The 20,577-nt window shown below is 68.0% G+C and carries 19 protein-coding genes and 6 tRNA genes; 3 read left to right on the top strand and 22 right to left on the bottom strand.

The genetic code is table 11. The features are described 5' to 3' along the window. Positions 1–11: 11 nt before the first annotated feature. The 4 genes from hydG to E0L17_RS02015 form a co-directional block, all read right to left on the bottom strand. Positions 12–1,460 carry a [FeFe] hydrogenase H-cluster radical SAM maturase HydG gene (hydG, locus tag E0L17_RS02030; protein WP_167929613.1) on the bottom strand — a complete coding sequence of 483 codons (1,449 nt, stop codon included), beginning with the start codon at positions 1,458–1,460 and terminating at the stop codon, positions 12–14. Between the two features lie 115 nt (positions 1,461–1,575). After that, positions 1,576–2,640, bottom strand: coding sequence for a [FeFe] hydrogenase H-cluster radical SAM maturase HydE (gene hydE, locus E0L17_RS02025; protein ID WP_167929612.1), 1,065 nt, complete (start codon positions 2,638–2,640; stop codon positions 1,576–1,578). Next, positions 2,633–2,902, bottom strand: coding sequence for a TM1266 family iron-only hydrogenase system putative regulator (locus E0L17_RS02020; RefSeq protein WP_167929611.1), 270 nt, complete (start codon positions 2,900–2,902; stop codon positions 2,633–2,635). The genes hydE and E0L17_RS02020 overlap by 8 nt, the downstream gene beginning before the upstream one ends. A gap of 170 nt (positions 2,903–3,072) precedes the next feature. Beyond that, entirely contained in the window at positions 3,073–3,363 is a 291-nt protein-coding gene (locus E0L17_RS02015) for a hypothetical protein (RefSeq protein WP_167929610.1), read from the bottom strand. 193 nt (positions 3,364–3,556) lie between these two features. Between E0L17_RS02015 and E0L17_RS02010 the strand changes: the two genes are divergently transcribed. Continuing rightward, positions 3,557–4,198 carry a helix-turn-helix domain-containing protein gene (locus E0L17_RS02010; RefSeq protein ID WP_167929609.1) on the top strand — a complete coding sequence of 214 codons (642 nt, stop codon included), beginning with the start codon at positions 3,557–3,559 and terminating at the stop codon, positions 4,196–4,198. A 122-nt stretch (positions 4,199–4,320) separates the two neighbouring features. Here E0L17_RS02010 and gdhA read toward each other — a convergent pair whose 3' ends face one another. From gdhA to E0L17_RS01995, 3 genes are all read right to left on the bottom strand, one after another. Continuing rightward, the gene (gene gdhA / locus E0L17_RS02005; RefSeq protein WP_167929608.1) at positions 4,321–5,676 is read right to left on the bottom strand and encodes an NADP-specific glutamate dehydrogenase; all 1,356 of its coding nucleotides are present in this window, start codon (positions 5,674–5,676) and stop codon (positions 4,321–4,323) included. Positions 5,677–5,991: 315 nt separating this feature from the next. After that, positions 5,992–6,065, bottom strand: a tRNA-Gly gene (locus tag E0L17_RS02000). A 6-nt stretch (positions 6,066–6,071) separates the two neighbouring features. Next, positions 6,072–6,148 (bottom strand) — tRNA-Pro (locus E0L17_RS01995). Between the two features lie 192 nt (positions 6,149–6,340). On the opposite strand from E0L17_RS01995, the gene E0L17_RS01990 reads away from it, so the two are divergent. After that, on the top strand, positions 6,341–7,264 hold the full coding sequence (locus tag E0L17_RS01990) for a diacylglycerol/lipid kinase family protein (protein WP_167929607.1): 924 nt from the start codon (positions 6,341–6,343) through the stop codon (positions 7,262–7,264). Between the two features lie 109 nt (positions 7,265–7,373). On the opposite strand, the gene E0L17_RS01985 is transcribed toward E0L17_RS01990, so the two are convergent. From E0L17_RS01985 to E0L17_RS01930, 12 genes are all read right to left on the bottom strand, one after another. Beyond that, positions 7,374–8,087 (bottom strand): transposase, encoded by a 714-nt coding sequence (locus E0L17_RS01985; RefSeq protein ID WP_286163216.1) that lies wholly within the window; start codon positions 8,085–8,087, stop codon positions 7,374–7,376. Positions 8,088–8,423: 336 nt separating this feature from the next. Continuing rightward, on the bottom strand, positions 8,424–10,127 hold the full coding sequence (ptsP, locus tag E0L17_RS01980) for a phosphoenolpyruvate--protein phosphotransferase (protein WP_167929605.1): 1,704 nt from the start codon (positions 10,125–10,127) through the stop codon (positions 8,424–8,426). A gap of 109 nt (positions 10,128–10,236) precedes the next feature. Then, the gene (locus tag E0L17_RS01975) at positions 10,237–11,250 is read right to left on the bottom strand and encodes a 1-phosphofructokinase family hexose kinase (RefSeq protein WP_167929604.1); all 1,014 of its coding nucleotides are present in this window, start codon (positions 11,248–11,250) and stop codon (positions 10,237–10,239) included. Between the two features lie 249 nt (positions 11,251–11,499). Beyond that, positions 11,500–11,576, bottom strand: a tRNA-Arg gene (locus tag E0L17_RS01970). Between the two features lie 26 nt (positions 11,577–11,602). After that, positions 11,603–12,181, bottom strand: a complete 579-nt coding sequence (locus E0L17_RS01965; protein WP_167929603.1) for an NUDIX hydrolase — start codon at positions 12,179–12,181, stop codon at positions 11,603–11,605. A 6-nt stretch (positions 12,182–12,187) separates the two neighbouring features. Next, positions 12,188–12,973 carry a DNA/RNA non-specific endonuclease gene (locus tag E0L17_RS01960; RefSeq protein WP_167929602.1) on the bottom strand — a complete coding sequence of 262 codons (786 nt, stop codon included), beginning with the start codon at positions 12,971–12,973 and terminating at the stop codon, positions 12,188–12,190. Positions 12,974–13,212: 239 nt separating this feature from the next. Then, positions 13,213–13,288, bottom strand: a tRNA-Lys gene (locus E0L17_RS01955). 5 nt (positions 13,289–13,293) lie between these two features. Further along, positions 13,294–13,369: transfer RNA gene (locus E0L17_RS01950), tRNA-Lys, on the bottom strand. Between the two features lie 13 nt (positions 13,370–13,382). Next, positions 13,383–13,458: transfer RNA gene (locus tag E0L17_RS01945), tRNA-His, on the bottom strand. Between the two features lie 86 nt (positions 13,459–13,544). Further along, positions 13,545–13,727: a hypothetical protein gene (locus E0L17_RS01940; RefSeq protein ID WP_167929601.1), complete on the bottom strand. Its 183-nt coding sequence runs from the start codon at positions 13,725–13,727 to the stop codon at positions 13,545–13,547. A 2-nt stretch (positions 13,728–13,729) separates the two neighbouring features. After that, complete coding sequence (locus tag E0L17_RS01935) at positions 13,730–14,479, bottom strand: Fic family protein (RefSeq protein WP_167929600.1); 750 nt, start codon at positions 14,477–14,479, stop codon at positions 13,730–13,732. A gap of 189 nt (positions 14,480–14,668) precedes the next feature. Then, positions 14,669–14,878, bottom strand: a complete 210-nt coding sequence (locus tag E0L17_RS01930; RefSeq protein WP_167929599.1) for a hypothetical protein — start codon at positions 14,876–14,878, stop codon at positions 14,669–14,671. Between the two features lie 351 nt (positions 14,879–15,229). On the opposite strand from E0L17_RS01930, the gene E0L17_RS01925 reads away from it, so the two are divergent. Continuing rightward, positions 15,230–16,303 (top strand): M42 family metallopeptidase, encoded by a 1,074-nt coding sequence (locus E0L17_RS01925; RefSeq protein ID WP_167929598.1) that lies wholly within the window; start codon positions 15,230–15,232, stop codon positions 16,301–16,303. A gap of 307 nt (positions 16,304–16,610) precedes the next feature. On the opposite strand, the gene E0L17_RS01920 is transcribed toward E0L17_RS01925, so the two are convergent. The 3 genes from E0L17_RS01920 to E0L17_RS01910 form a co-directional block, all read right to left on the bottom strand. Beyond that, entirely contained in the window at positions 16,611–17,975 is a 1,365-nt protein-coding gene (locus E0L17_RS01920; RefSeq protein ID WP_167929597.1) for an alpha/beta fold hydrolase, read from the bottom strand. Between the two features lie 111 nt (positions 17,976–18,086). Next, positions 18,087–19,103, bottom strand: coding sequence for an aspartate-semialdehyde dehydrogenase (locus E0L17_RS01915; protein ID WP_167929596.1), 1,017 nt, complete (start codon positions 19,101–19,103; stop codon positions 18,087–18,089). 118 nt (positions 19,104–19,221) lie between these two features. Further along, entirely contained in the window at positions 19,222–20,553 is a 1,332-nt protein-coding gene (locus E0L17_RS01910; protein WP_167929595.1) for an aspartate kinase, read from the bottom strand. Between the last annotated feature and the right edge of the window lie 24 nt (positions 20,554–20,577).

Raw genomic sequence — 20,577 nt, 5'->3', positions numbered from 1 at the left:
GTCCCCTTCTGCTAGAAGCGGAAGTCGCGGCGGTTGGATGCGCGGATGTCGGCCACGTGCTCGGCCGCGAGCGAGCGCGTGCGCTCGTTGGGGATGCGCCCCAGCTCGCGCTCGATGAGCGGCCAGCCCACCTCCGCCGTGGCGGGCGAGGCGTAGTCCACGAGGTACTCCGCGAGCGTCATGAGCGCGTTTGGATGGCAGCAGTTGAGGATCTGGCCGCTCTTGCACAGGCTCATGAAGCGGTCCCCCGTGCGCCCCTCGCGATAGCACGCCGTACAGAACGAGGGGATGTGGTCGAGCTGCATGAGCCAGCGGACCACCTCGTCGAGCGAGCGCTGGTCAGAGACGTCGAACTGCTCGGAGTCGTGCGGGCGCACCTCCTCGTCGTAGCCGCCCACGCTCGTGCGCGAGCCCCCGGAGATCTGGGAGATGCCGAGCTCGAGCGCCCGCCCGCGCACGGCCTCGTTCTCTCGCGTGGAGATGATCATGCCCGTGTAGGGCACGGCGATGCGGATGCACGCGATGATCTTGGCGAAGGTGTCGTCGTCGATGCCGTTGTCGAACTGGTCCGGGTCGATGTCGTCGGCGCGCTTGAGGCGCGGCACGGAGATGGTGTGCGGCCCCACGCCGTGCACGGCCTCGAGATGCTCGGCGTGCATGAGCAGGCCCGCGAACTCGTAGCGGTACTTCTCGAGGCCGAAGAGCACGCCCAGGCCCACGTCGTCGATGCCGCCGTCCATGGCGCGGTCCATGGCCTCGGTGTGGTAGTCGTAGTCGTGCTTGGGCCCCGTGGGGTGCAGCTCGAGGTAGCTCTTCTTGTCGTAGGTCTCCTGGAAGAGGATGTAGGTCCCGATGCCCGCGTCCTTGAGCATGCGGTACTCCTCCACCGTGGTGGCGGCGATGTTCACGTTCACGCGGCGGATGGCGCCGTTCTTGTGCTTGATCGAGTAGATCGTCTGAATGCTCTCGAGGATGTACTCGATGGGGTTCATCCGCGGGTCCTCGCCCGCCTCGATCGCCAGTCGCTTGTGACCCATGTCCTGCAGGGCGATCACCTCGCGGCGGACCTCCTCCTGCGTGAGCTTCTTGCGCGCGATGTGCTTGTTCCTGGCGTGGTACGGACAGTACGTGCAGCCGTTCACGCAGTAGTTGGAGAGGTAGAGCGGGGCAAAGAGCACGATGCGGTTGCCGTAGTAGGCGAGCTTGATCTCTCGCGCCAGCTGGAAGATCTTCTCGTTGAGCTCCGGGACCTCGCAGGCGAGAAGGACGCTCGCCTCGCGGTGCGTGAGGCCCGCGCAGTGGCAGCCGTTGCCCAGGAGGCGCGGCCGGGCCTTCTCGAGCAGGGACTCGATCAGCGGCACGTCGCGCGCGTGCGCGGCGGCGTAGTCGAGGGTCTCGCGAATCTCCTCGTCGTTGATGAAGTCCTCGGCAGAGCGGGACCTCGGGTCATACTTCGCCATATGTTCCTCCCCTTCGCGGTCAGGACCCGGAACCCCCGGGCCTTCCCCCTCAGCGTTTCGCGCAGCGGGCTTGGCGAGAAGCCCGCGCGTCCTGACGCGCGGGACCCCTCCCGCGCTAGCGACGCCTCGCGTCGCCCCGGTCGACCACCACGCGGCAGCCGACCGACTCCATGCGCCGCCTCAGCTCGGCCAGCCCCTCGGCCGCCTCGCTCCCGGCGTGCGCCTTATTATCGTAGAGCTCGTACTTCTCGCGCGCGTCCATCGGCGAAAGGTTGGGCATGGCCACGTTGGCGCCGGCGAGCATGCCTCGCTCACGACCGCGCGGGTCGAGCGTGGCGAGCGCCGTCGTCGCAGGCAGGAGCAGGCGCGGATCGATCAGCCTCAGGAGCGACAGCAGGTAGCACGTGAGGGCGACCGAGCCCGCCGGCTCCTCGGCGAACGGCGTCGCGTGATGCGGCACGAAGGGCCCGATGCCGCACATCTCCGGGCGAAGCTCCTCGACGAGCTTGAGGTCCTCCGCGAGCGTTGTGGGCGTCTGGCCGGGCGAGCCCACCATGAAGCCGCAGCCCACCTGGTAGCCGATCTCCCGCAGGTCGCGCAGGCACGCGAGGCGGCGCTCGAGCGTGAGCTCCGCCGGGTGCAGGCGCGCGTAGTGGGCGGCGTCGGCCGTCTCGTGCCGCAGGAGGTAGCGGTCCGCCCCCGCGTCATGGAGCGCCTGGTAGCTCTCCCGGCTCCGCTCGCCCAGCGAGAGCGTCACGGCGCAGTCGGGGTGCGCGGCCTTGATGTGGGAGACCACGTCGCACACGACGGCGTCCGTGAGCGCCGGGTCCTCGCCGCCCTGGAGGACGAAGGTCCTGAAGCCCAGGTCGTAGCCCGCGTCGCAGCAGGCAAGGATCACCTCGGGAGCAAGGCGATAGCGCGCGGCGGAGCGGTTTGACCTCCGCAGCCCGCAGTAGCGGCAGTCGTTCCTACAGTGGCTGCTGACTTCGATGAGCCCGCGGATGAAGACCTCGTCGCCGTAGACCTCTCGGCGGGCCGCCACGGCACGCTCCGCCGCGTAGGCCGCGAGCGCGGGCGAGAAGGACCTCACGAGCTCCTCGTACTTCTCGACCGGAAGCGCGTGCTCGGCGGCCAGGCGGTCTACGAGCTCGCGGCCGCGCGAGCCCGCTCCGTCAGTCATCAGCGCCGCGCTCCTCGGCGATCACGTTGGAGTAGAGCGTCTTCACGCTCACGCCCGGGAGCGCCCCCACCTTGCCGGCGAGCGACGAGGTGACGTCCTGGGGAGCGTCGAGCGCCACGGAGATCACGCTCACCCCGCGCTCGCGGTACGGCACCCCCATGCGCCCGAAGATGTGGTCCCGATACTCGTGCAGCAGCTCGTTCAGGGCCTCGACGGACCTCGGGTCCTCGACGATGACCCCCATGATGGCGACGCGCGTCATCCCACTCCCTCCCATGTGCAAAAGGGACAGTCACTTTTGCACATCATACCTTCAAATCCCCGCCGGCACTCATGAGTGCCGGCACGCCGCGGGTCTCGAGCCCGCACTTCTCGACAGACGCCGAGAAGGAGCCGACGCTCCTCGCCATCGCCCGCCGGCAACGTGAGCCCTCATGATGAAAGGGGACGGTCCCCTCTCATCATGCGCACGAGGGCGACGGCCGAGAAGAGCGTCGACCACGCCATGAGGAAGACCGCCCCGAAGAGCCACCCGTGCACGGTGTCCACAAGGGACGACTCGTCGACCACGGTGTTGCTCCAGAGCACCGACGTCAGGCAGAGCGCGATGAAGAAGTAGCTTGCGGCAACGAGGCCCAGCGTCCGCGCCGAGGGGAGGGAGCCCACGGCGGCAACCACGGGCAGCACGAGCGCGGGCGCGCCAACGAGGGCGATAAGAACCATAGGTCCGCCTTTCCACGTCGCGGGAGCCGACGGCACCACTCTAGCCCATCGCCGTGACATGACGTCCGTCGACAGCGGGCATGCCCAATGCGCCGCAGGTCGCAGCCCTGGCAAAGCCGTTTGTCACGCCGCTCGCCGGCCCATCTGCGCCTCGTGCGTAGCACATGGATACACTGGCATCAGGGAGGGCCGCATGGACGAGAGCCAGACATCCGCGCAGCAGATCATCGGGGCGCGCATCCGCGAGCGCCGCGAGGCGGCGGGGATCTCCCAGGCCGAGCTGGCGCGCCGCGTCTACGTCTCACGCCAGACGGTCGGGAACTGGGAGGCCGGGCGTACCCTGGCGGACGTGCAGAGCCTCGTCCTTCTCGCCCAGGTCTTTGAAACCACGGTGGACGACCTGATCGGCGAGAGGGGGTCGCGCGCCGTAAGGCCCGCCGCCGAGGATCGGCACACGCTCGCGCGGCTTCTCGCGTCGGCGGGGACCCTGCTGGCGCTCGGCCTCCTGATCGTGATGGTGGCCTACCTGCTCAGTCCGCTGCGCGGTAGCAGCCCCGAGGCGGACGTGCTGAGAATCGCCCTGCTCGTCATCGCCCTTGCGTGCGAGCTGGTCCTCGGCTTTCGAGCGCTACCGCGCCTCCGCTCCTTCATGCGCAGCCACGGCCTCGAAAACGCGATAGCCGCCGCGGCATACCTCGAGGGGCGCGACCCAACCGAGCCGCCCCCGGGCGACTTCCTCTTTCGCTGGCTCATCCCCTACTGGAAGGTGTGGCTCGTCGCCCTTGTCGCCGCCGCATTTCTCGCCGCCGCGCTCTACCTTGGTGCCCTTGCCTAAAACCCGGCGGGAGCGACCCTGTACGCGTAAGGCCCCTCCTGTTCTCCAAGCAAGAGCTCAGCGAAGCACGCTCTTGCGTGAGAACCGGAGGGGCCTCCCCCAGCGCGTATCAGGTCAGGCTACTAGCACACGCCCTGGGCCATCATGGCCTCGGCGACCTTGAGGAAGCCGGCGATGTTGGCGCCCATGACGAAGTTGCCCTCGTGGCCGTACTCGCGGGCGGTGTCGTCCACGTTGTGGAACATGCCGCGCATGAGGCTCTCGAGCTTGCCGTCGACCTCCTCGAAGGTCCAGGAGAGGTGCTCGGCGTTCTGGCTCATCTCAAGGCCGGAGACGAGCACGCCGCCGGCGTTGGCCGCCTTGCCGGGCATGAAGGCGACGCCGTTCTCCATGAGGTAGGTGGTGGCGTCTGGCGTGGTGGGCATGTTCGCGCCCTCGCCCACGACCTTGCAGCCGTTGGCCACGAGCGCCTGGGCGTCCTCGAGGTGCAGGGTGTTCTCGCGGGCGCAGGGCAGCGCGATGTCGCAGGGGAGCTGCCAGACGCCGCGGCCGTCGCCCTCGTGCCAGACCGCGTTCGGGCGCTCGTCGACGTACATCGCGAGGGAGACGCCCTGGTCGTGGCCGGAGCGCTTCTTGTTGTAGATGTGCTCGAGCACCTGGTAGTCGATGCCCTCGGCGTCCTCGACCCAGCCCTTGGTGTCGGAGCAGGCGATGACGGTGCCGCCGAGCTGGGCGACCTTCTGGATGGCGTAGATGGCCACGTTGCCGGAGCCGTGGACGACGACCTTCTTGCCCTCGAAGGAGTCGCCGGCGCTCTTGAGGTACTCGTCGACGAAGTAGACCAGGCCGTAGCCGGTGGCCTCGGTGCGGGCGAGCGAGCCGCCGAAGGTGAGGCCCTTGCCCGTGAGGACGCCGGTCCACTCGTTCTTGAGGCGCTTGTACTGGCCGAACATGTAGGCCACCTCGCGGCCGCCAACGCCCAGGTCACCGGCGGGGACGTCGGTGTTGGGGCCGATGTGGCGGAAGAGCTCGGTCATGAAGGACTGGCAGAAGGCCATGACCTCGCGGTTGGACTTGCCCTTGGGATCGAAGTCGGCGCCGCCCTTGCCGCCGCCCATGGGCAGCGTGGTCAGGCTGTTCTTGAAGATCTGCTCGAAGCCGAGGAACTTGAGCATGCCCACGGTGACGGTGGGGTTGAAGCGCAGGCCGCCCTTGTAGGGGCCGATGGCGGAGTTGAACTCGACGCGATAGCCGCGGTTGACCTGGACCTTCCCCTCGTCGTCGACCCACGGCACGCGGAACATGATCACGCGCTCCGGTTCGACGATGCGCTCGAGAAGCGCGTTCTCCTCGTACTCGGGGTGGGCGTCGAGGGCGGGCTGCAGGGTCTCGAGGACCTCCTTGGCCGCCTGGATGAACTCGAGCTGCTCGGGGTAGCGGGCCTCGAGCTCGGCGATGACTCTCTCGGAATACGTCATGGGATTCTCCCCTCTCCTGCGGCCGCGGCCGCGACGAAAGTTCCGGAAGAGAGGATACGTTGACGAAACGTGGCGGCACAAATCTGCACGAGAAGTGTAACGGCATCGAACCTCGCGCGTAATCTCCCGTACACACGAAACACAGGCGCAATCCACACGTCCTCTACCCGAAAAGGGGACGGGTTATTACTCTCAGAGAGATGGGGACAGGCCTGGAATGATCCACGTCCCAGGCCTGTCCCGTTTTCTCTGAGAGAAATAACCCGTCCCCAATTTACAGAAAAGCCCGGGCGCTGGCCCGGGCTCGTCAAGTTCTGGAGCGGGTGACGGGAATCGAACCCGCGTCATCAGCTTGGAAGGCTGAGGTTCTACCATTGAACCACACCCGCGTTGCGTGGTCGGGGCGACTGGATTCGAACCAGCGACCCTCTGCTCCCAAAGCAGATGCGCTACCAAGCTGCGCCACGCCCCGGTCGCAAGTGCCCAGTATAGGCGAGTGCCTCCGTTCGGGCAATCTGCAAATTAGGGATAGTCCCCAATCCACACATCCCACGACCCGACGCTCGCCGTCCTTCTCGCCCGCTTGACAGCGTCAAGGCATAGGCCGCGCACGGCGGCGTCTGGCGTACAATCGGGGCGAGAAGAACCTCGAGAAGGACGTCTTATGGCACAATCCCCGCTCGGACGCACGCTGCTTATTGCCAACCCCGCCGCCCACAGCGGCAAGGGCGCCGCCGGTGCCGACTTTGCCCGCCACTTCCTGGGAAGCTATTCCACCGCCACGCGCGGCTACGAGGTGCGCCTCACCCAGGGGCCCGGCGACGCCGTGGGGATCGCCGCCGGCGCCGTTGGCTTTGACACGGTGCTCGCGCTTGGCGGCGACGGCGTCATCCACGAGGTTGTGAACGGCCTCATGAGGCTGCCCGCGTCGGCACGGCCGCAGCTCGGCGTCATACCCCTTGGCTCGGGAAACGACTATGCCCGCACGCTCGGCATGGTGAAAAACGACGTCGAGGGGGCGTTTGCCCAACTCGTACGCGGCACGGTGCGTGAGCTTGAGGTCGGGCGCGTCAACGGCGTCCACTTCATGCAGACGCTCTCGTTCGGCCTCGACGCGGCAATCGCGCTGGACACCACTGACCGTCGCGCGGCCAACACCTCGCAGGAGGGCGAGGCGCTCTTCATCACCTCGGGGCTCAAGATCCTCTCCCGGGCGAAGGGCGGCTTCCCCTGCACGGCGAGCTTCGACGACGAGAGGCCCGTCGACCTCAAGACGCTCATCTTCGCCGTGCAGGTGGGGCCCACCTATGGCGGCGGCTTCAGGATCTGCCCGGACGCCGACCCCGGAGACGGCCTTCTCGACGTCTGCTACAACGTCAAGAAGCCGCTGCTCCCCCACCTGCTGGCGCTCTTCGGGCTGGCGCGGAGCGGACGCCACGCGCGGTCGAGCGTCGTGAGCCTGCGCCACATCCGCCACGCCGTGCTCGACTTCGCCGAGGAGCCGCCCTGCCAGGTCGACGGCGAACGCCTCCAAGGCACCCACTTTGAGATCGACGTCATCCCCCGCGCCCTCCACGTTGTCTGCTAATTGGGGACGTGTTTTTTCTCTCAGAGAAAATGGGACAGGCCAGGGGCGAGCGCGGACGTCACGCGCGAGCATCGTTCGACCGCGATGCCCGCACCGCCCGACCCTGGCGCTATCCGTTTCTCGAGAGCAGCAGACTCCTCTCTATGGCATACCTGCCGACCCCCGTCAGACGCTCAAGCTGCCTGACAGAGAGCCCGGCCTCGCTCATCAGCGAGAGCGCGCCGTCCCTCTCGGCCCCATCCAGCGCCCTGACGTCCGCGAGCTCGAGGGGATAGATCGCGGCGCGCGCCACATCGGCCGCGTCCTCCTCCGGAACGCGCGTCCCCGGCATGAAGCAGTACCCGGTCGGACGATGCTCGAGACTGAATAGCTCAAACTGCTCGACCCCTCCAAGCAGGTCGAGGACCACCTCGGCGCTGACTATTCGCGGCTGCCCGACATACTCGCGGTAGCTGCTCCACGGGTATTCTCCGGGAGCCCCGCAGAGCCCCGCCTTGACGGGATTGTCGTGGATGTAGCGGACGGCCGCGAGCAGCTGGGCATCGCCCTCGACGGGAACGCTCCCGAACCGTCCGCCGAACACCGACCCAACATGGCCGGCACGTCTGTTGAACCGACCCGCGTAGCTGGTCGTCAGCGCATGAACCGCCTCGCTCAGGCGTCCCTCGGCGTCGATCAGGAGCAGGTGGACGTGGTTGGACATGAGGCACCACGCGACTATCGCAATGCCGCGCGCGGACATCGTCCCGGCCAGCGCCTCCAGAAAGGCGCGGCGGTCCGCGTCATCCTCAAAGATGACCTGTCGCCCGTTTCCCCGCAGCATCACATGGTAGAAGCCTGACTCTGAGACCCTCCTGGCGCACCTCGGCATGTTGCCTCCCATCCTCGACAGGCAATAACCATAGCAGCTGAAAGGGGTAATCAACAATATCAATGGATTGGAATAATTCTGTAAGTCTCAAAAATAAACTAGCGAGAAGAACCGTGTAAGCGCGGAGCACGCAAGCGGTCACCTAACGGAAAGCAAGCCATCATGGGCGGCGTCCCGCTTTCTCTGGGGAAATAACCCGTCCCCATTTACAGAAAGGACGGTGCCGCGCCTAGCGACACCGTCCAATAACCTGTCCCAGAAACTCTGAGAGAAATAACCCGTCCCCTTTTAGCGGGCGGCGGCCTGGAGCATGGCCTTGACCTCGGCGGCGGTCTTGAGCTTCATGACCTTCTCGGTGAGGGCATCGGCGTCCGCCTTCGTCCACTCGGAGATGATGCGGCGCGTGCGCAGGATCGACGGCGCGCTCACGGAGAACTCGTTCAGGCCGAAGGAGAGCAGCACCGGGATGAGCAGCGGGTCTGCCGCGGCCTCGCCGCACATGCCGACCATGATGCCGGCCTTGCGGCCCTCCTCGATGATGCGCTTGAGCGAGCGCAGCACGGCGGGCTGGTAGACGTCGTAGAGGTAGCCCACGCGGTCGTTGCCGCGGTCGGCGCACATGGTGTAGCCGATGAGGTCGTTGGTGCCGATGGAGAAGAAGTCGCACTCGGCGGCGAGGTCGTCGGCGATCAGCGACGCGGCGGGCGTCTCGATCATGGTGCCGACCTCGATGTCCTTGTTATAGGACACGCCGCGGGCGTCGAGCTCGGCCTTGCACTCCTCGACGAGGGCCTTGACCTGGCGAATCTCGTCGATGTTGGTGACGAGCGGGATCATGATCTTGATGTCGCCGAAGGCGGAGGCGCGCAGCAGAGCCGTGAGCTGCACCTTGTACTGGTCGGGGTTGTTGAGGCAGTAGCGCACCGCACGGTACCCCATGAAGGGGTTCTCCTCCTTCTGGAGGTTCATGTACGGAATCTCCTTGTCGCCGCCCACGTCGAGCGTGCGGATGATGACCGGCTGGTCCTTCATGCGCAGGGCGACCTTCTGGTACGCGGCGAACTGCTCATCCTCGCTCGGGAGCTCCTTGGCGTCCATGAAGAGGAACTCGGAGCGGAAGAGGCCCACGCCCTCGCAGTCGTGCTCGGATGCGACGTTGGCGTCGTCCGGGTTGCCGATGTTGGCGACGAGAAGGACCTTCTCGCCGTCGCCGGTGACGGTCTCCTTGCCGCGGTAGGCCTCGAGCGCGAGCTTCTCCTCGGCGTACTGCTTGGCCTTGGCGCGATAGTGCGCGAGGTCGTTGTCGCCCGGGTTCACGAGGACGCGGCCGCGCGAGCCGTCGACGATGACCATGTCGCCGCTCTTGATGTTCTTGGTGACGTCGGCCACGGAAAGGACGGCCGGAATCTCAAGCGCGCGGGCGATGATGGCGGAGTGGGACGTGCGGCCGCCGGTCTCGGTGACGATGGCGGCGACGTTGTCCTTGTCGATGTCCGCGGTCATGGACGGCGTGAGCTCGTGCACCACGACGACGGAGTTCTCGGGCAGCGTGGAGAGGTCGACGACCTCCTTGCCCAGAAGGTCGGCGAGAAGCCCGGTCTTGACGTCGGCGACGTCGGCCGCGCGCTCGCGGAAGAGCTCGTCCTCCATGTTGGCGAACATGTTGTAGTACATGTCATAGGCCTCGGAGACGGCCTGCTCGGCGCACATGCCGCTCTCGATGGAGCCGTTGACCATGTCCTTGATGCCGTCGTCCTCGGCAAACTCGATGTGGGCGCCCATGATGGCGGCGGCCTCCTCGCCCACCGTCACCTTCATGCGCTCGATCTGGGCGTTGGTCTGCTCGATGAACTTGGCGACGGCGGCGGCGTAGCGCTGCTTCTCGTCACCGGCGTCCTCGGGCTTGTGCGGCGTGAAGCTCAGGTCGGGCTCCACGGCGACGCGCGCGACGCCGATGCCGATGCCATCCGATGCGTTGACTCCCTCGTACATCTCTTCCCCCTACTTCCTGGCCGCCGACGCGGCCATGTCCCAGTATGACCACGTCCCTTGCGGGACGGGAACACCAAGGAGCGGGCCGACGGGGCCCGCGCGCGAGAGGCTACTTCTCGGCCTTCTCCGCCTTCTCGGCCGCCTCGAGCGCGGCCTCGCGGGCCTTGTTGGCCTCCATGTCGCGCGCGATGGAGCCGGGAATGGCGCGGCCCATCTTCTTGTAGAGCGCGCCGACGACGCGGTCGATCGTCGAGCGCTTGGCGATGCCCTTGCTCGCCGCCGTCGCGGTGCCGCAGGCGGAGGCGAAGATGAGCGCGGTCTCGTAGTCCACGCCGCGCGTGACCTGGGCGAGGAAGCCGCCGACCATGGAGTCGCCGGCGCCGGTGGCGTTGACCAGGCGGATCTTGGCGGTCGGGACGACGTGCTCGGCGCCGTTCTCGTCGAGCAGCAGCGAGCCGTGGCCGCCACAGGAGATGATGACGTTGCGCGCGCCGGCCTCCTGGAGCTTGTGGGCGTACGGCATGCACTCCTCGGGCTCCTCGATCTCCGCGCCGAAGATGCGGCCGACCTCGTGGTTGTTGGGCTTGATGAGGAACGGGTGCGCCTCGAGGGACTCCATCAGGAGCTGGCCGGGGGCGTCCACGACGAACTGGATGCCGCGCCCGCCGAGGCGGCGCATGATCTGCATGTACATGTCCTCGGGCAGGGAATTGGGAATCGAGCCCGTCAGGACGAGCGTGTCGTCGGAGCCGACGATGTCCATGCGCTCAAGCAGCTCGTTGACCTTCTTCTCGGGGATCTTGGGGCCCATGCCGTTGACCATCGTCATGACGATGCCGTTGAGCTTGACGTTGATGCGCGTGTAGCCGCGGTCGAGGATGACGAAGTTGCTCGCGATGCCCTTCTCCTGCAGGCGCCTGAGGAGGTAGTCTCCGGTGAAGCCGGCGGCGATGCCCATCGCGATGCTGGGGACGTCGAGCTCGTTGAGCAGGGTCGAGATGTTGATGCCGTTGCCGCCGCAGTGCAGCTCCTCGTTCGAGGACCTGTTGGTAAAGCCCATGTCCAGCGTCAGCGGGTGCATGACGTAGTCAAGGGCGGGGTTCAACGTCATTGTGTAAATCAACGCGCGCTCCTTCCAACGGGCAGACTCACGGACTCAAGTATGCCGCATAACACCCTCGCAACAAACCGGGAATCGCCTATACGGCGTAAGGATTTCCGCCAAAGGGCCGTCCCGGCCCCCGCGAGCGCGCCTGGGACGGGGAACCATCTCATATATCAGTAGCTGCTGCGGACGCGCCGACCGAGGTGGAGGGGCCGGCGAGAAGAACGGGCCGGGCCCCACAGGGGGTGGCCCGGCCCGAGGCAGTCATGGTGCGCCCTGAGGGATTCGAACCCCCGACCTTCGGATTAGAAGTCCGCGGCTCTATCCAACTGAGCTAAGGGCGCGCGTCGCGGCATGCCGCGTGGTCATTCTATAGCAACCCGTACGCCCGCGCCGCGAGAATGCCGGTCACGGTCTTGGCGTCGTCGATGAAGCCGCGACGAATGGCCTCCACGGCGTCCTCGACGCCCACCCACAGGACGTTCAGGAACTCGCCCGCGTCGGGCGCCGCCTCCCCCTGCGTGAGGCCGTGGGCGAAGTACACCGAGGTGTGCTCGTTCGTGAAGCCGGGGGCGCCGTAGGACTCCGCGAGGAGCTCCAGGCGGTCGGCCACGAGGCCCGTCTCCTCGGTGAGCTCGCGGGCGGCGCAGACGTCGCGCGGCTCGCCCGGGTCGACCTTGCCGGCGGGGATCTCGAGCGTCATGCGCCCCAGCGCCACGCGATACTGGCGCACCAGGCACACGCGCCCGTCGCGCACCGCAACCACGCCGGCGCCGCCGTGATGGCGCACCACCTCGCGCCAGTCGAGGGAGCCGTCGGAGAGCGCCACCCGCAGGTGCTCCACGGAGAAGATGCGCCCCTCCCACTCGACGTCCTTCTCGACCACCCGCTCGAGCAGGGCGTCGTCAGGCTCGAGCGCGGCCTCGATGACGTCAGGTCCCTCGGACATGCCCCCTCACTCCCCCGCGGCGGAGAAGCACCCCGTCGCGTAGTCGACGTCGTACCCGGCCACGGCGTTGTAGACCTCGACCTCGAGGTCAAGCTCGCCGTCCGAGCTGCGCACGTCCACGATGACGCTCCTCGGCAGGAGCTCGTCGCCCTCGTAGACGGGCGTCGCGGAGTAGTAGACGGTCCCGTCGTTGTGGCGCAGCCAGTCGCGCGCGAGGCCCTCGGTGTAGGCCATGCCGCCGTTCTGGCCCGTGTTGTCGCCGACGTTCTGCGTGCGCGTGCCCGTGACCAGATTGTAGTCCGCGTCGTCCCCTCCGAGGGACTTGGCGAGCAGGTGGCTGCGGTTGAAGATCGCGCCGTGGTAGGTGGAGCCGTCGGGGTTCACGATGTCCACCTCGCGGTTGTGCCCCCACCCGGCGGGGTGTATCTCGTGGATGTCCTCGCGCTCGCGGTCCGTGCCCTCGCGCGACATCTCGGGCGTGACGAGCGCGACCACGCGGCCCGTGCGCCCGAGCGAGTCGAGCCCCTCGTAGCGGGTCTCCCCCGGCTCCAGGTCCACGTCGACGACGGCCGTCCCGACCACGCGGTAGTAGTCCGGGCTCTCGTCGGGGTCCCACTCGGTGTAGCCGGCCTGCCGCTCGGATATGCGCGTCGGCTCCTGCGCCGCCTGCAGCCCGGGGACGCCCGGGAGCGCGCCCGCTGCGCCGAGCGCCAGGAGCGCGACGAAGAGTACCGCAACGATGAGCGCGGGCCTGCTCTGGGGGCGCCGCGCGCCGTCCGTCCTTCTTGCCATGTGCCTTCCCTCCCCTTTCCTGCACAGGCAGGATACCATGCCGCCCGGACGGAATCGGGGGCCCGCCGCGGCTTGCGGCGTGGTTGAGGGGGCGCCTCGCGAGCATGCCCCCGCGCACGGAACCTCTCGCGCGGGGCCAGCGGTCCGTGCATGGGGGCATGCTCGGGCGGCCCCAGCCCGCCCCGACCGCGACGCAGCAAAACGGCCGGGCACCCGAAGGCACCCGGCCGAATCTATCGTGGTGGATCGTCAGGGGTTCGAACCCTGGACCTTGGGATTAAGAGTCCCCTGCTCTACCAGCTGAGCTAACGATCCAAAAGTGGTGGATCGTCAGGGGTTCGAACCCTGGACCTTGGGATTAAGAGTCCCCTGCTCTACCAGCTGAGCTAACGATCCGTATTCGATTAAATGGGGTGGGCGAAGGGTCTCGAACCCTCGACCTACGGAGCCACAGTCCGTCGCTCTGCCAACTGAGCTACACCCACCATTTTTGGCCACCTCTTCAAGCAGCTCGACTATTATGCAAAACCCCGCGGCCCGATGCAAGGACTTTTTTGAGGAGTCCACATCTTCACATCACAAGGACGAGAAGAACGAGCGCCAGCAGGGCGAGAAGAACGAGCGAGCACCCGCAGCCGCCGCGGCCGCCCCCTCCCCCTCCGCGCACGAGCGTATCCACGCCGTAGTGCGTGAACGCGCGCTCCGGCGTGGACCAGCGGCCGTCCCGGTTGAGGTCGAAGGGGTTTCCCGCCATGTCTAGTCGATGAGCCCCTCCCAGGTGAGCAGCGTCTCGTTGCGGAGGAACCGCCGGAACGGGCTGAGGTCGCCCTCGAGGTGGAAGACGTCGAGCCCGGCGTGGTACGCCCCGTGGTCCTGCGCGCGGATCACGATGGGCGGCATCCCCATGGCGAGGAGCACCCCGTTCATGAGCAGCCGCGCGGTACGGCCGTTGCCGTCCGCGAAGGGGTGAATCTCCGAGAGGCGCGCGTGAAGGTAGGCGGCGATGGTGAGGTGACGCCCTCCCGCCTCGAGCTCCGTGTTGACGTCGTCGGCGAGGACGCCCACCGCGTGCGGCACCTCGACCGCGGGGATGCCGACGCTCGCCGGGCCGCCGACGTAGTTCTCCAGCTTGAAGGTGCCCGGGCGCTCGCCCGCGAGCAGGAGCTTCTCCTTGTACGTCCCCATGGTCACGAGCCCCTGGGCCTCCTGGATGAGCTCCTCGCTGAGGCATGGGTCCTCCGCGAGCCTGACGCGGGCGAGGTCCCAGGAGATCTTGAGGTTGCGCGTCTCCACGAGCACCTGGACGTCGCCGGTGTAGTCCCTGACGGCGTCGCCCTTGATGATCTGGCTCACCGTGGCAAACGCGAGCTCCTCGTTCTCGATCTTCTCGGAGTTGTAGACGTAGTCGGCGACGAAGTCGCCGAGAAGCCTCTCGCGGCGCTCGTCGGGCAGCGCGACCCACTTCTCGACCAGCGCGTCGTAGCGTTCCTTCAGCAGGTTTGCCATGGTGCACCTCCCCGTACGGAGCCGTTGGTAGCATTCTAGCGAGCGCAGGGGGCGAGAAGGGCGCTCGACTCTGCCAGAGGCCGCGCCCCCTCGGCGGAGGGCGCCGTGCGAAGGGGACAGGCACTTTTGCACGCCAGAAAAGCGTGCAAAAGTGCCTGTCCCCTTTGCACGGTCCCCTTTGCGCGCAGCTCAGTCCTCGACCTCGATCTCCCCCACGATGCGGCGAATGCGTGCCGGCAGCGTGTCGTAGCGCTGTCCGTAGATCTCGAGCAGCCTCTCCACGCGCCTTCGGTCCACCGGCGCGCGCCGGCTCTCGCGCAGCAGTGCCTCAGCCTCGCTGGCGAGCTCCTCCTCCGCGAGGCTTCCCCACGCGGCCCAGTCGGGCATGCCGTCCGTCATCGAGCGCTCCGTTCTTCTCGCCTGGCGCTGGTTAGTAAGAACCGATCATAGCAACCCGAGGCATTCTCGAACCCCTATCAGCGGCGAACCCGAGAGCAAGATTCGAGGTCGACGAGATGACCTCCCCAAAGTGAGCGAGCCCCCCGAGAAGCCGGACCGACCGTCCACCCCCAGAGCCGTTCGCCGCAGTCCGAACTCGCCCTGTCGCACGCGCCGACAGAGGGGCTGCGCCAGATTATACTGTGGGGCACGGTCGGAAGCGACGGCTCTCGCTGGCCCGGCACGCTGTCGCCCGACGTGGAAAAGCGTGCAAAAGTGACTGTCCCTTTTGCACATGGCGAAAGGACACCCATGGACGTCAGCAACGACGAGCTCGTGGCGCTTCTTGGCGCGCTCTCCAACGCGAAGGCGCCGTCCGGCTTCGAGGACGAGACGCTCGCCGTGGCGCGCGCGTTCTGCGACACCTGGGCGAGCTTCGAGGAGAACACGCTGCGCGACGGCCTCATCACGCCGCGCAACTTCACCGGAGAGAAGCCCGTCCTCATGCTGGACGCCCACGGTGACGAGGTGGGCGGCATGGTCAAGGCGGTGCTCTCCAACGGCACGATGAGCTTCGTCGAGCTGGGCCGCTTCACGCCGGGCGCGCTTGCCGGGCAGGGGGTGCGGGTGCGCGCGACCGACGGCTCGTGGGTGCGAGGCGTGGTGGGCGTGAAGCCGCCGCACTTCCTGAGCGAGGCCGAGCGCGAGTCGGGGAAGACCGCCCTCATCCTCGACGTGGGCGCGCGCTCGCGCGAGGAGGCGGTCGAGGCCTTCCGCATGGGCATGGGCGAGCCGATCGTGCCGGACACGGCGCTCTCCTACGACGCGGCGCGCGGGGTGGCCTTTGGCAAGGCATTCGACTGCCGTGCGGGCCTCTGCGCGATGCTGCTCGCCCTGCGCGAGCTCTCCCGTCGCGACGACCTCCCCGTCGACGTGGTGGCCTCGATCTCCGCGCAGGAGGAGGTCGGCGAGCGCGGGGTGGCCGCGGCGGCGCGGCGCCTCTCGCCCGCCGCGGCGTTCCTCTTCGAGGGCTGCCCCGCGGACGACACGTTCTGCCCGCCCGACGAGGTGCAGGCCGCGCTGGGCCGGGGCCCGATGTTTCGCTACTTCGACCGCTGCATGATCACGCACCCGCGCTACCAGCGCTTCGTTCTTGGCGTGGCGTCCGAGGCGGGTCTTCCCGCGCAGACCTCCGTGCGCGAGGGCGGCGGCACCGACGGCGGGCCCGTGCACCAGCTCGACGTCCCCTGCGTGGTGGCGGGCGTGCCGTGTCGCTACGTGCACGCCGGGACGGCGATCTGCCGCGTCGACGACGTACGCGCCGCAGCCGAGGTGGCCGTCGCCGTGGCGGAGCGCCTCACGTCCGAGGTGCTGGCGGGGTTCTAGCGGGCGGTCCTTCTTGCCGCGCGTTCTTCTCGCTGCGCGCCCTTCTCGCTGCGCGCCCTTCTCGCCCCGCGCCCCAGCACTCCCTTCCTTAGGTGAGCACAAATCTTGAACCAATGCTGCTCACCTAAGGGGCCTGGGCCCCAGGAACCTGGGGAAACGCGACTCACCTAAGCAAAGAGGGGGTCGACGGTTAGATCTATTTGCTCACCTAAGCCGAAGGGGCGACAGGGGGGGCGGAGGTGGCAGGGGCAACAGGAACGACAGGGGCACCGGGGAGCCAACGGAGCCGGCGACGGGCAGCGCGGGCCTACAGCACGCCGTCCAGGTCGCCGCGGTCGCGGGCCATCTCCAGCAGGCGCCTGAACACCTGGCTGCCGTGCACGCCGTCGTGCTCGAACTCGTTGGTCACCCAGGCGTGACTCGCGCCCACGCGCGAGAGCGTGTCCAGCTGCAGGCCCGCGTCCACGTAGAGGTCGTCGTGGTAGACGGCGGCCTGGAGCGGCGTCTCGTTGGCGAGAAGGACCTCCGGGTCGTAGAGCCGCCCGAACGAGGTCTCCCCCATGAGGACGCCCATCGCGCCCGCGAAGGGGCGAAGCTCCGGCATCTCCTCGAACATCCACGGGAAGCACGCCTCTCCGGCGAGCATGAGCGGGCGGGCGTCGGGCGAGAACTCCGGGCGCTCCCGCAGGGCGCGCTCCGCGGCCCACGCGACCGGCCGCTCGAGCTCGCCGTCCGCGTAGATGAGCTCCTGGAGCACCCAGTAGAGCGGGTTCGCCACGACGTTGGTCGCGGACCAGACGCCCGCGAGGAACGCCGGCGACACCTCCACGCGCGCAACATCGCCGCCCGCCGCGTCAAGCGCGGCCCCCGCCGTGCCGTCACCTGCGGAGAAGGCGAGGTCGAGCAGGTTGTGAAGCCGCTCGTGGCCCGGCTTCATCCCAAGCCCCTGGCCGAGCGACTGGAGGCGCCTGACCGTGAGCGGAGAGCCGTCGGGCAGCGTCAGGCCGCCCGCCGAGGCGCGCTCGGCGAGCAGCGCGAGCCGTCCCTCGTCCTGCGGATAGCGCTCGTAGAGGAGCCGCGTCTTGGCCGCCATGCGCGGGAAGGTGTGCGCATATACCTCGTCCGCGCTCGCGGGAACGTGCGGGACGCCCCCGCAGACGAAGCTCGCCCGCGCCGCGCCGGGGAAGGCCGAGAGGTACGCGAGCGTGAGGAATCCGCCGTAGCTCTGGCCGAGCATCACCCAGCGCGCGCCGCCGAGCTCGTGCACCCGCAGGTGCTCGAGGTCACGCACGATCGAGTCCGCGAGAAAGCAGCGCAGGAACGCAGCCTGCGCGCGGGCGTCGCCCTCGCGCGCGACGACGGAGCCGTCAACGCGCCCGGAGCGGCCGGTGCCGCGCTGGTCGGGAAGGACCACGCGGAAGTGGCGGACGGCCTCCTCGACCCAGCCGTCGCTCGTCGGCGAGGTGAGCCTCGGGCACGCCCCGCCGGGCCCGCCCTGGAGGAACACGAGGTACGGGAGGTCGCGCCCCGCGTTCTCGGGCGAGCAGAGCACGCGGTAGAAGAGGCTGGTCGAGCGGCCGGGGAAGCGACGGCCCGACCAGTCGAGCGGGACGTCGCAGGAGCGGTCCTCCACGACGAGCCCGGGCAGGTGATAGCTTGCGAGAAGCGCCATGGCGAGACCTCCCTCAGGGGCGCGCACGCGCGGCGCGCCCGTGCGGCGGGGCGAGAAGGACGCGCCGCGAAACCCGCCCGTCCTTCTCGCCCCGCGCGCTATTCTCCCCTGCTAGACCAGGTACTCCGCGATCTGCACGGCGTTGGTGGCAGCGCCCTTGCGGATCTGGTCGCCGCAGCACCAGAAGGTGAGCGCCGAGACGCCCTCGGGCGCGGAGAGGTCGCGGCGGATGCGGCCGACGTAGATGAGGTCCTGGTCGGAGGTCTCGAGCGGCATGGGGTAGCGGCTCGCGGCGGGGTCGTCCACCACGCGCACGCCCGGCGCCGCCTCGAGCGCGGCGCGCGCCTCCTCCACGGAGATGGGCCGCTCGAACTCCGCCGTGATGGACTCGGAGTGCGAGCGCACCACCGGCACGCGCACGCACGTGCAGTTCACGCGCAGCGAGGGCAGGTGCATGATCTTGCGGCCCTCGTTGAGCATCTTGAGCTCCTCGGAGGTGTAGCCCTCGTCCTTGAAGCCGCCGATCTGCGGGATGAGGTTCTCGGCCAGCTGGTACTGGAAGGGGGCCGTCTCCCCCACCGGCTCGCCGGCGGCCACGCAGCCGATCTCGCGCACGAGCTCGTCGAGGCCGGGCTTGCCAGCGCCCGAGGCCGCCTGGTAGGTGGAGACGACGAGGCGCGTCACGCCCGCGAGCTGGTGAAGCGGCCACACGGGCACGAGGCCGATGATCGTGGCGCAGTTGGGGTTGGCGATGATGCCGTGGTGGCTCGCGATGTCCGCGGCGTTGATCTCCGGCACGACGAGCGGCACGTCGGCGTCCATGCGGAAGGCGTGCGAGTTGTCAACGCACACGGCGCCGCGGCGAACGGCCTCGGGCATGAGCGCGCGGGCGGTGGCGTCGTCGGCCGCACCGAGGACGATGTCCACGCCCTCGAAGGCGTCCGGCTCGGCGAGCGCCACCGGCACGTCCTCGCCGGCAAAGCGCACGGTCTTGCCCGCGTCGACGGAGCGCTGGCTCGCGAGCGGCACGAGCCTGCCCACGGGGAAGTTGCGCTCCTCCAGGCACTGGAGCATCTGCTGGCCCACCACGCCGGTGGCGCCCAGGATGGCAACGGTCTTCTCGCTCATGGCGGTTCCTTTCTACTGTGGGCCGTGCAAACGTGCAAAGGGGACAGTCACTTTTGCACGGTGTCCGCGTGCAAAAGTGACTGTCCCCTTTGCACGTTTGCACGGTCCCCTTTGCACGCTAGCTGGTGGTGACCATCTCGTCGCGGACGAAGCGGTCGTAGATCACCTGGACGGCACGGTCGAAGTCCTCGTTGTTGACGCCCATGATGATGGAGATCTCCTGCGAGCTCTGCGTGATCATGCGGATGTTCACGCCCGCCTCGCCGAGCGCGCCGAAGATCTTGCCGGAGGTGCCGGAGCGCTTGGACATGTTGCGGCCCACGACGGAGAGCAGCGCGAGCTTGTCCACCATCGTGATGTCGTCCGGCTCGAGCTCGCGGCGGATGTCGGTCACGATGGAGTAGATCGAGTCCTTGACGTCGGCGCCGTTCACCACCACGGAGAACGAGTCGACGCCCGTGGGGATGTGCTCCACCGAGATGCCGTAGCGCTCGAAGATCGAGAGCGCCCGGCGTACGAAGCCCACCTCGCCGGACATGTGCGCCTTCTTCACGTGCACGGAGATGAAGTCGCGTTTGCCCGCGATGCCGGTGATGAGGTGCTCGTCCTCGCCGATGCGCGCCTTCTCGCGGATGATGGTCCCCTCGTCCTGCGGGCGGTTGGTGTTCTTGATCTGGATGGGGATGTTCACCTCGCGCACCGGGAAGATGGCCTCCTCCTGCAGGACCGAGGCGCCCATGTAGGAGAGCTCGCGCATCTCGTCGAAGGTGATGCGGCGGATGGAGCGCGGGTGGTCGACGATGCGCGGGTCGGCGGAGAGGAAGCCCGAGACGTCGGTCCAGTTCTCGTAGAGGCCGGCGTCGATGCAGCGCGCGAGGATGGCGCCCGTGATGTCGCCGCCGCCGCGCTGGAAGAGCTTGATCTGGCCGTCCACCGTGGCGCCGTAGAAGCCGGGCAGCACGAAGCAGCCCTTGCGCACCATGACGTCCTTGAGGCGGGCGGCCGTGCGCTCCATGTCCACGTTGCCGTCGTGGTGGAAGACCACGACGTCGGCAGCGTCGACGAAGGGCAGGCCCAGGTACTCGGCCATGAGGTGCGCCGTGAACCACTCGCCGCGCGCCACGATGTACTCGGGCGAGTGCTTCTTGATGTTCTTGGCGAAGGTCTGGAACTTCTCGTGCACCGGCCACTTGAGGCCCAGCTCGTCGGCTATCTCGACGAAGCGCTGCTCGATGTCGGCGAGAAGCGCGGTGCAGTCCACGTGGTACTGGATGTGCGCGTTCACCAGCAGCAGGAGGTCGGTGATCTTGTTGTCGCCGGAGAAGCGCTTCCCGGCGGCGGAGACCACCACGAAGCGGCGGTCGGGGTCGGCCTCGACGATGGCCTTGACCTTGCGGAACTGCTCGGCGGACGCGACGGAGGAGCCGCCGAACTTGGCGATCTTGATCATGCTGAGAAACCTGCCTTCCTAGGC

The organism is Olsenella sp. SW781 (genome assembly GCF_012027725.1).
Classification (GTDB): Bacteria; Actinomycetota; Coriobacteriia; order Coriobacteriales; family Atopobiaceae; genus Thermophilibacter.
The sequence above is the reverse complement of the archived record's forward strand: the minus strand, read 5'-3'. Positions and strand labels throughout refer to the sequence as shown.

Bases quoted from the DNA above. Each gene is read 5' to 3' on its own strand.
- E0L17_RS01920 (WP_167929597.1), bottom strand. From the start codon at position 17,975: ATGGCGCTTCTCGCAAGCTATCACCTGCCCGGGCTCGTCGTGGAGGAC.
- E0L17_RS01940 (WP_167929601.1), bottom strand. From the start codon at position 13,727: ATGGCGGGAAACCCCTTCGACCTCAACCGGGACGGCCGCTGGTCCACG.
- ptsP (WP_167929605.1), bottom strand. From the start codon at position 10,127: ATGTACGAGGGAGTCAACGCATCGGATGGCATCGGCATCGGCGTCGCG.
- E0L17_RS01935 (WP_167929600.1), bottom strand. From the start codon at position 14,479: ATGGCAAACCTGCTGAAGGAACGCTACGACGCGCTGGTCGAGAAGTGG.
- E0L17_RS02015 (WP_167929610.1), bottom strand. From the start codon at position 3,363: ATGGTTCTTATCGCCCTCGTTGGCGCGCCCGCGCTCGTGCTGCCCGTG.
- E0L17_RS01985 (WP_286163216.1), bottom strand. From the start codon at position 8,087: ATGCTGCGGGGAAACGGGCGACAGGTCATCTTTGAGGATGACGCGGAC.
- E0L17_RS01960 (WP_167929602.1), bottom strand. From the start codon at position 12,973: ATGGCAAGAAGGACGGACGGCGCGCGGCGCCCCCAGAGCAGGCCCGCG.
- hydE (WP_167929612.1), bottom strand. From the start codon at position 2,640: ATGACTGACGGAGCGGGCTCGCGCGGCCGCGAGCTCGTAGACCGCCTG.
- hydG (WP_167929613.1), bottom strand. From the start codon at position 1,460: ATGGCGAAGTATGACCCGAGGTCCCGCTCTGCCGAGGACTTCATCAAC.
- E0L17_RS01915 (WP_167929596.1), bottom strand. From the start codon at position 19,103: ATGAGCGAGAAGACCGTTGCCATCCTGGGCGCCACCGGCGTGGTGGGC.
- E0L17_RS01925 (WP_167929598.1), top strand. From the start codon at position 15,230: ATGGACGTCAGCAACGACGAGCTCGTGGCGCTTCTTGGCGCGCTCTCC.
- E0L17_RS01990 (WP_167929607.1), top strand. From the start codon at position 6,341: ATGGCACAATCCCCGCTCGGACGCACGCTGCTTATTGCCAACCCCGCC.
- E0L17_RS01930 (WP_167929599.1), bottom strand. From the start codon at position 14,878: ATGACGGACGGCATGCCCGACTGGGCCGCGTGGGGAAGCCTCGCGGAG.
- E0L17_RS02020 (WP_167929611.1), bottom strand. From the start codon at position 2,902: ATGACGCGCGTCGCCATCATGGGGGTCATCGTCGAGGACCCGAGGTCC.
- E0L17_RS01965 (WP_167929603.1), bottom strand. From the start codon at position 12,181: ATGTCCGAGGGACCTGACGTCATCGAGGCCGCGCTCGAGCCTGACGAC.
- E0L17_RS02010 (WP_167929609.1), top strand. From the start codon at position 3,557: ATGGACGAGAGCCAGACATCCGCGCAGCAGATCATCGGGGCGCGCATC.
- E0L17_RS01910 (WP_167929595.1), bottom strand. From the start codon at position 20,553: ATGATCAAGATCGCCAAGTTCGGCGGCTCCTCCGTCGCGTCCGCCGAG.
- gdhA (WP_167929608.1), bottom strand. From the start codon at position 5,676: ATGACGTATTCCGAGAGAGTCATCGCCGAGCTCGAGGCCCGCTACCCC.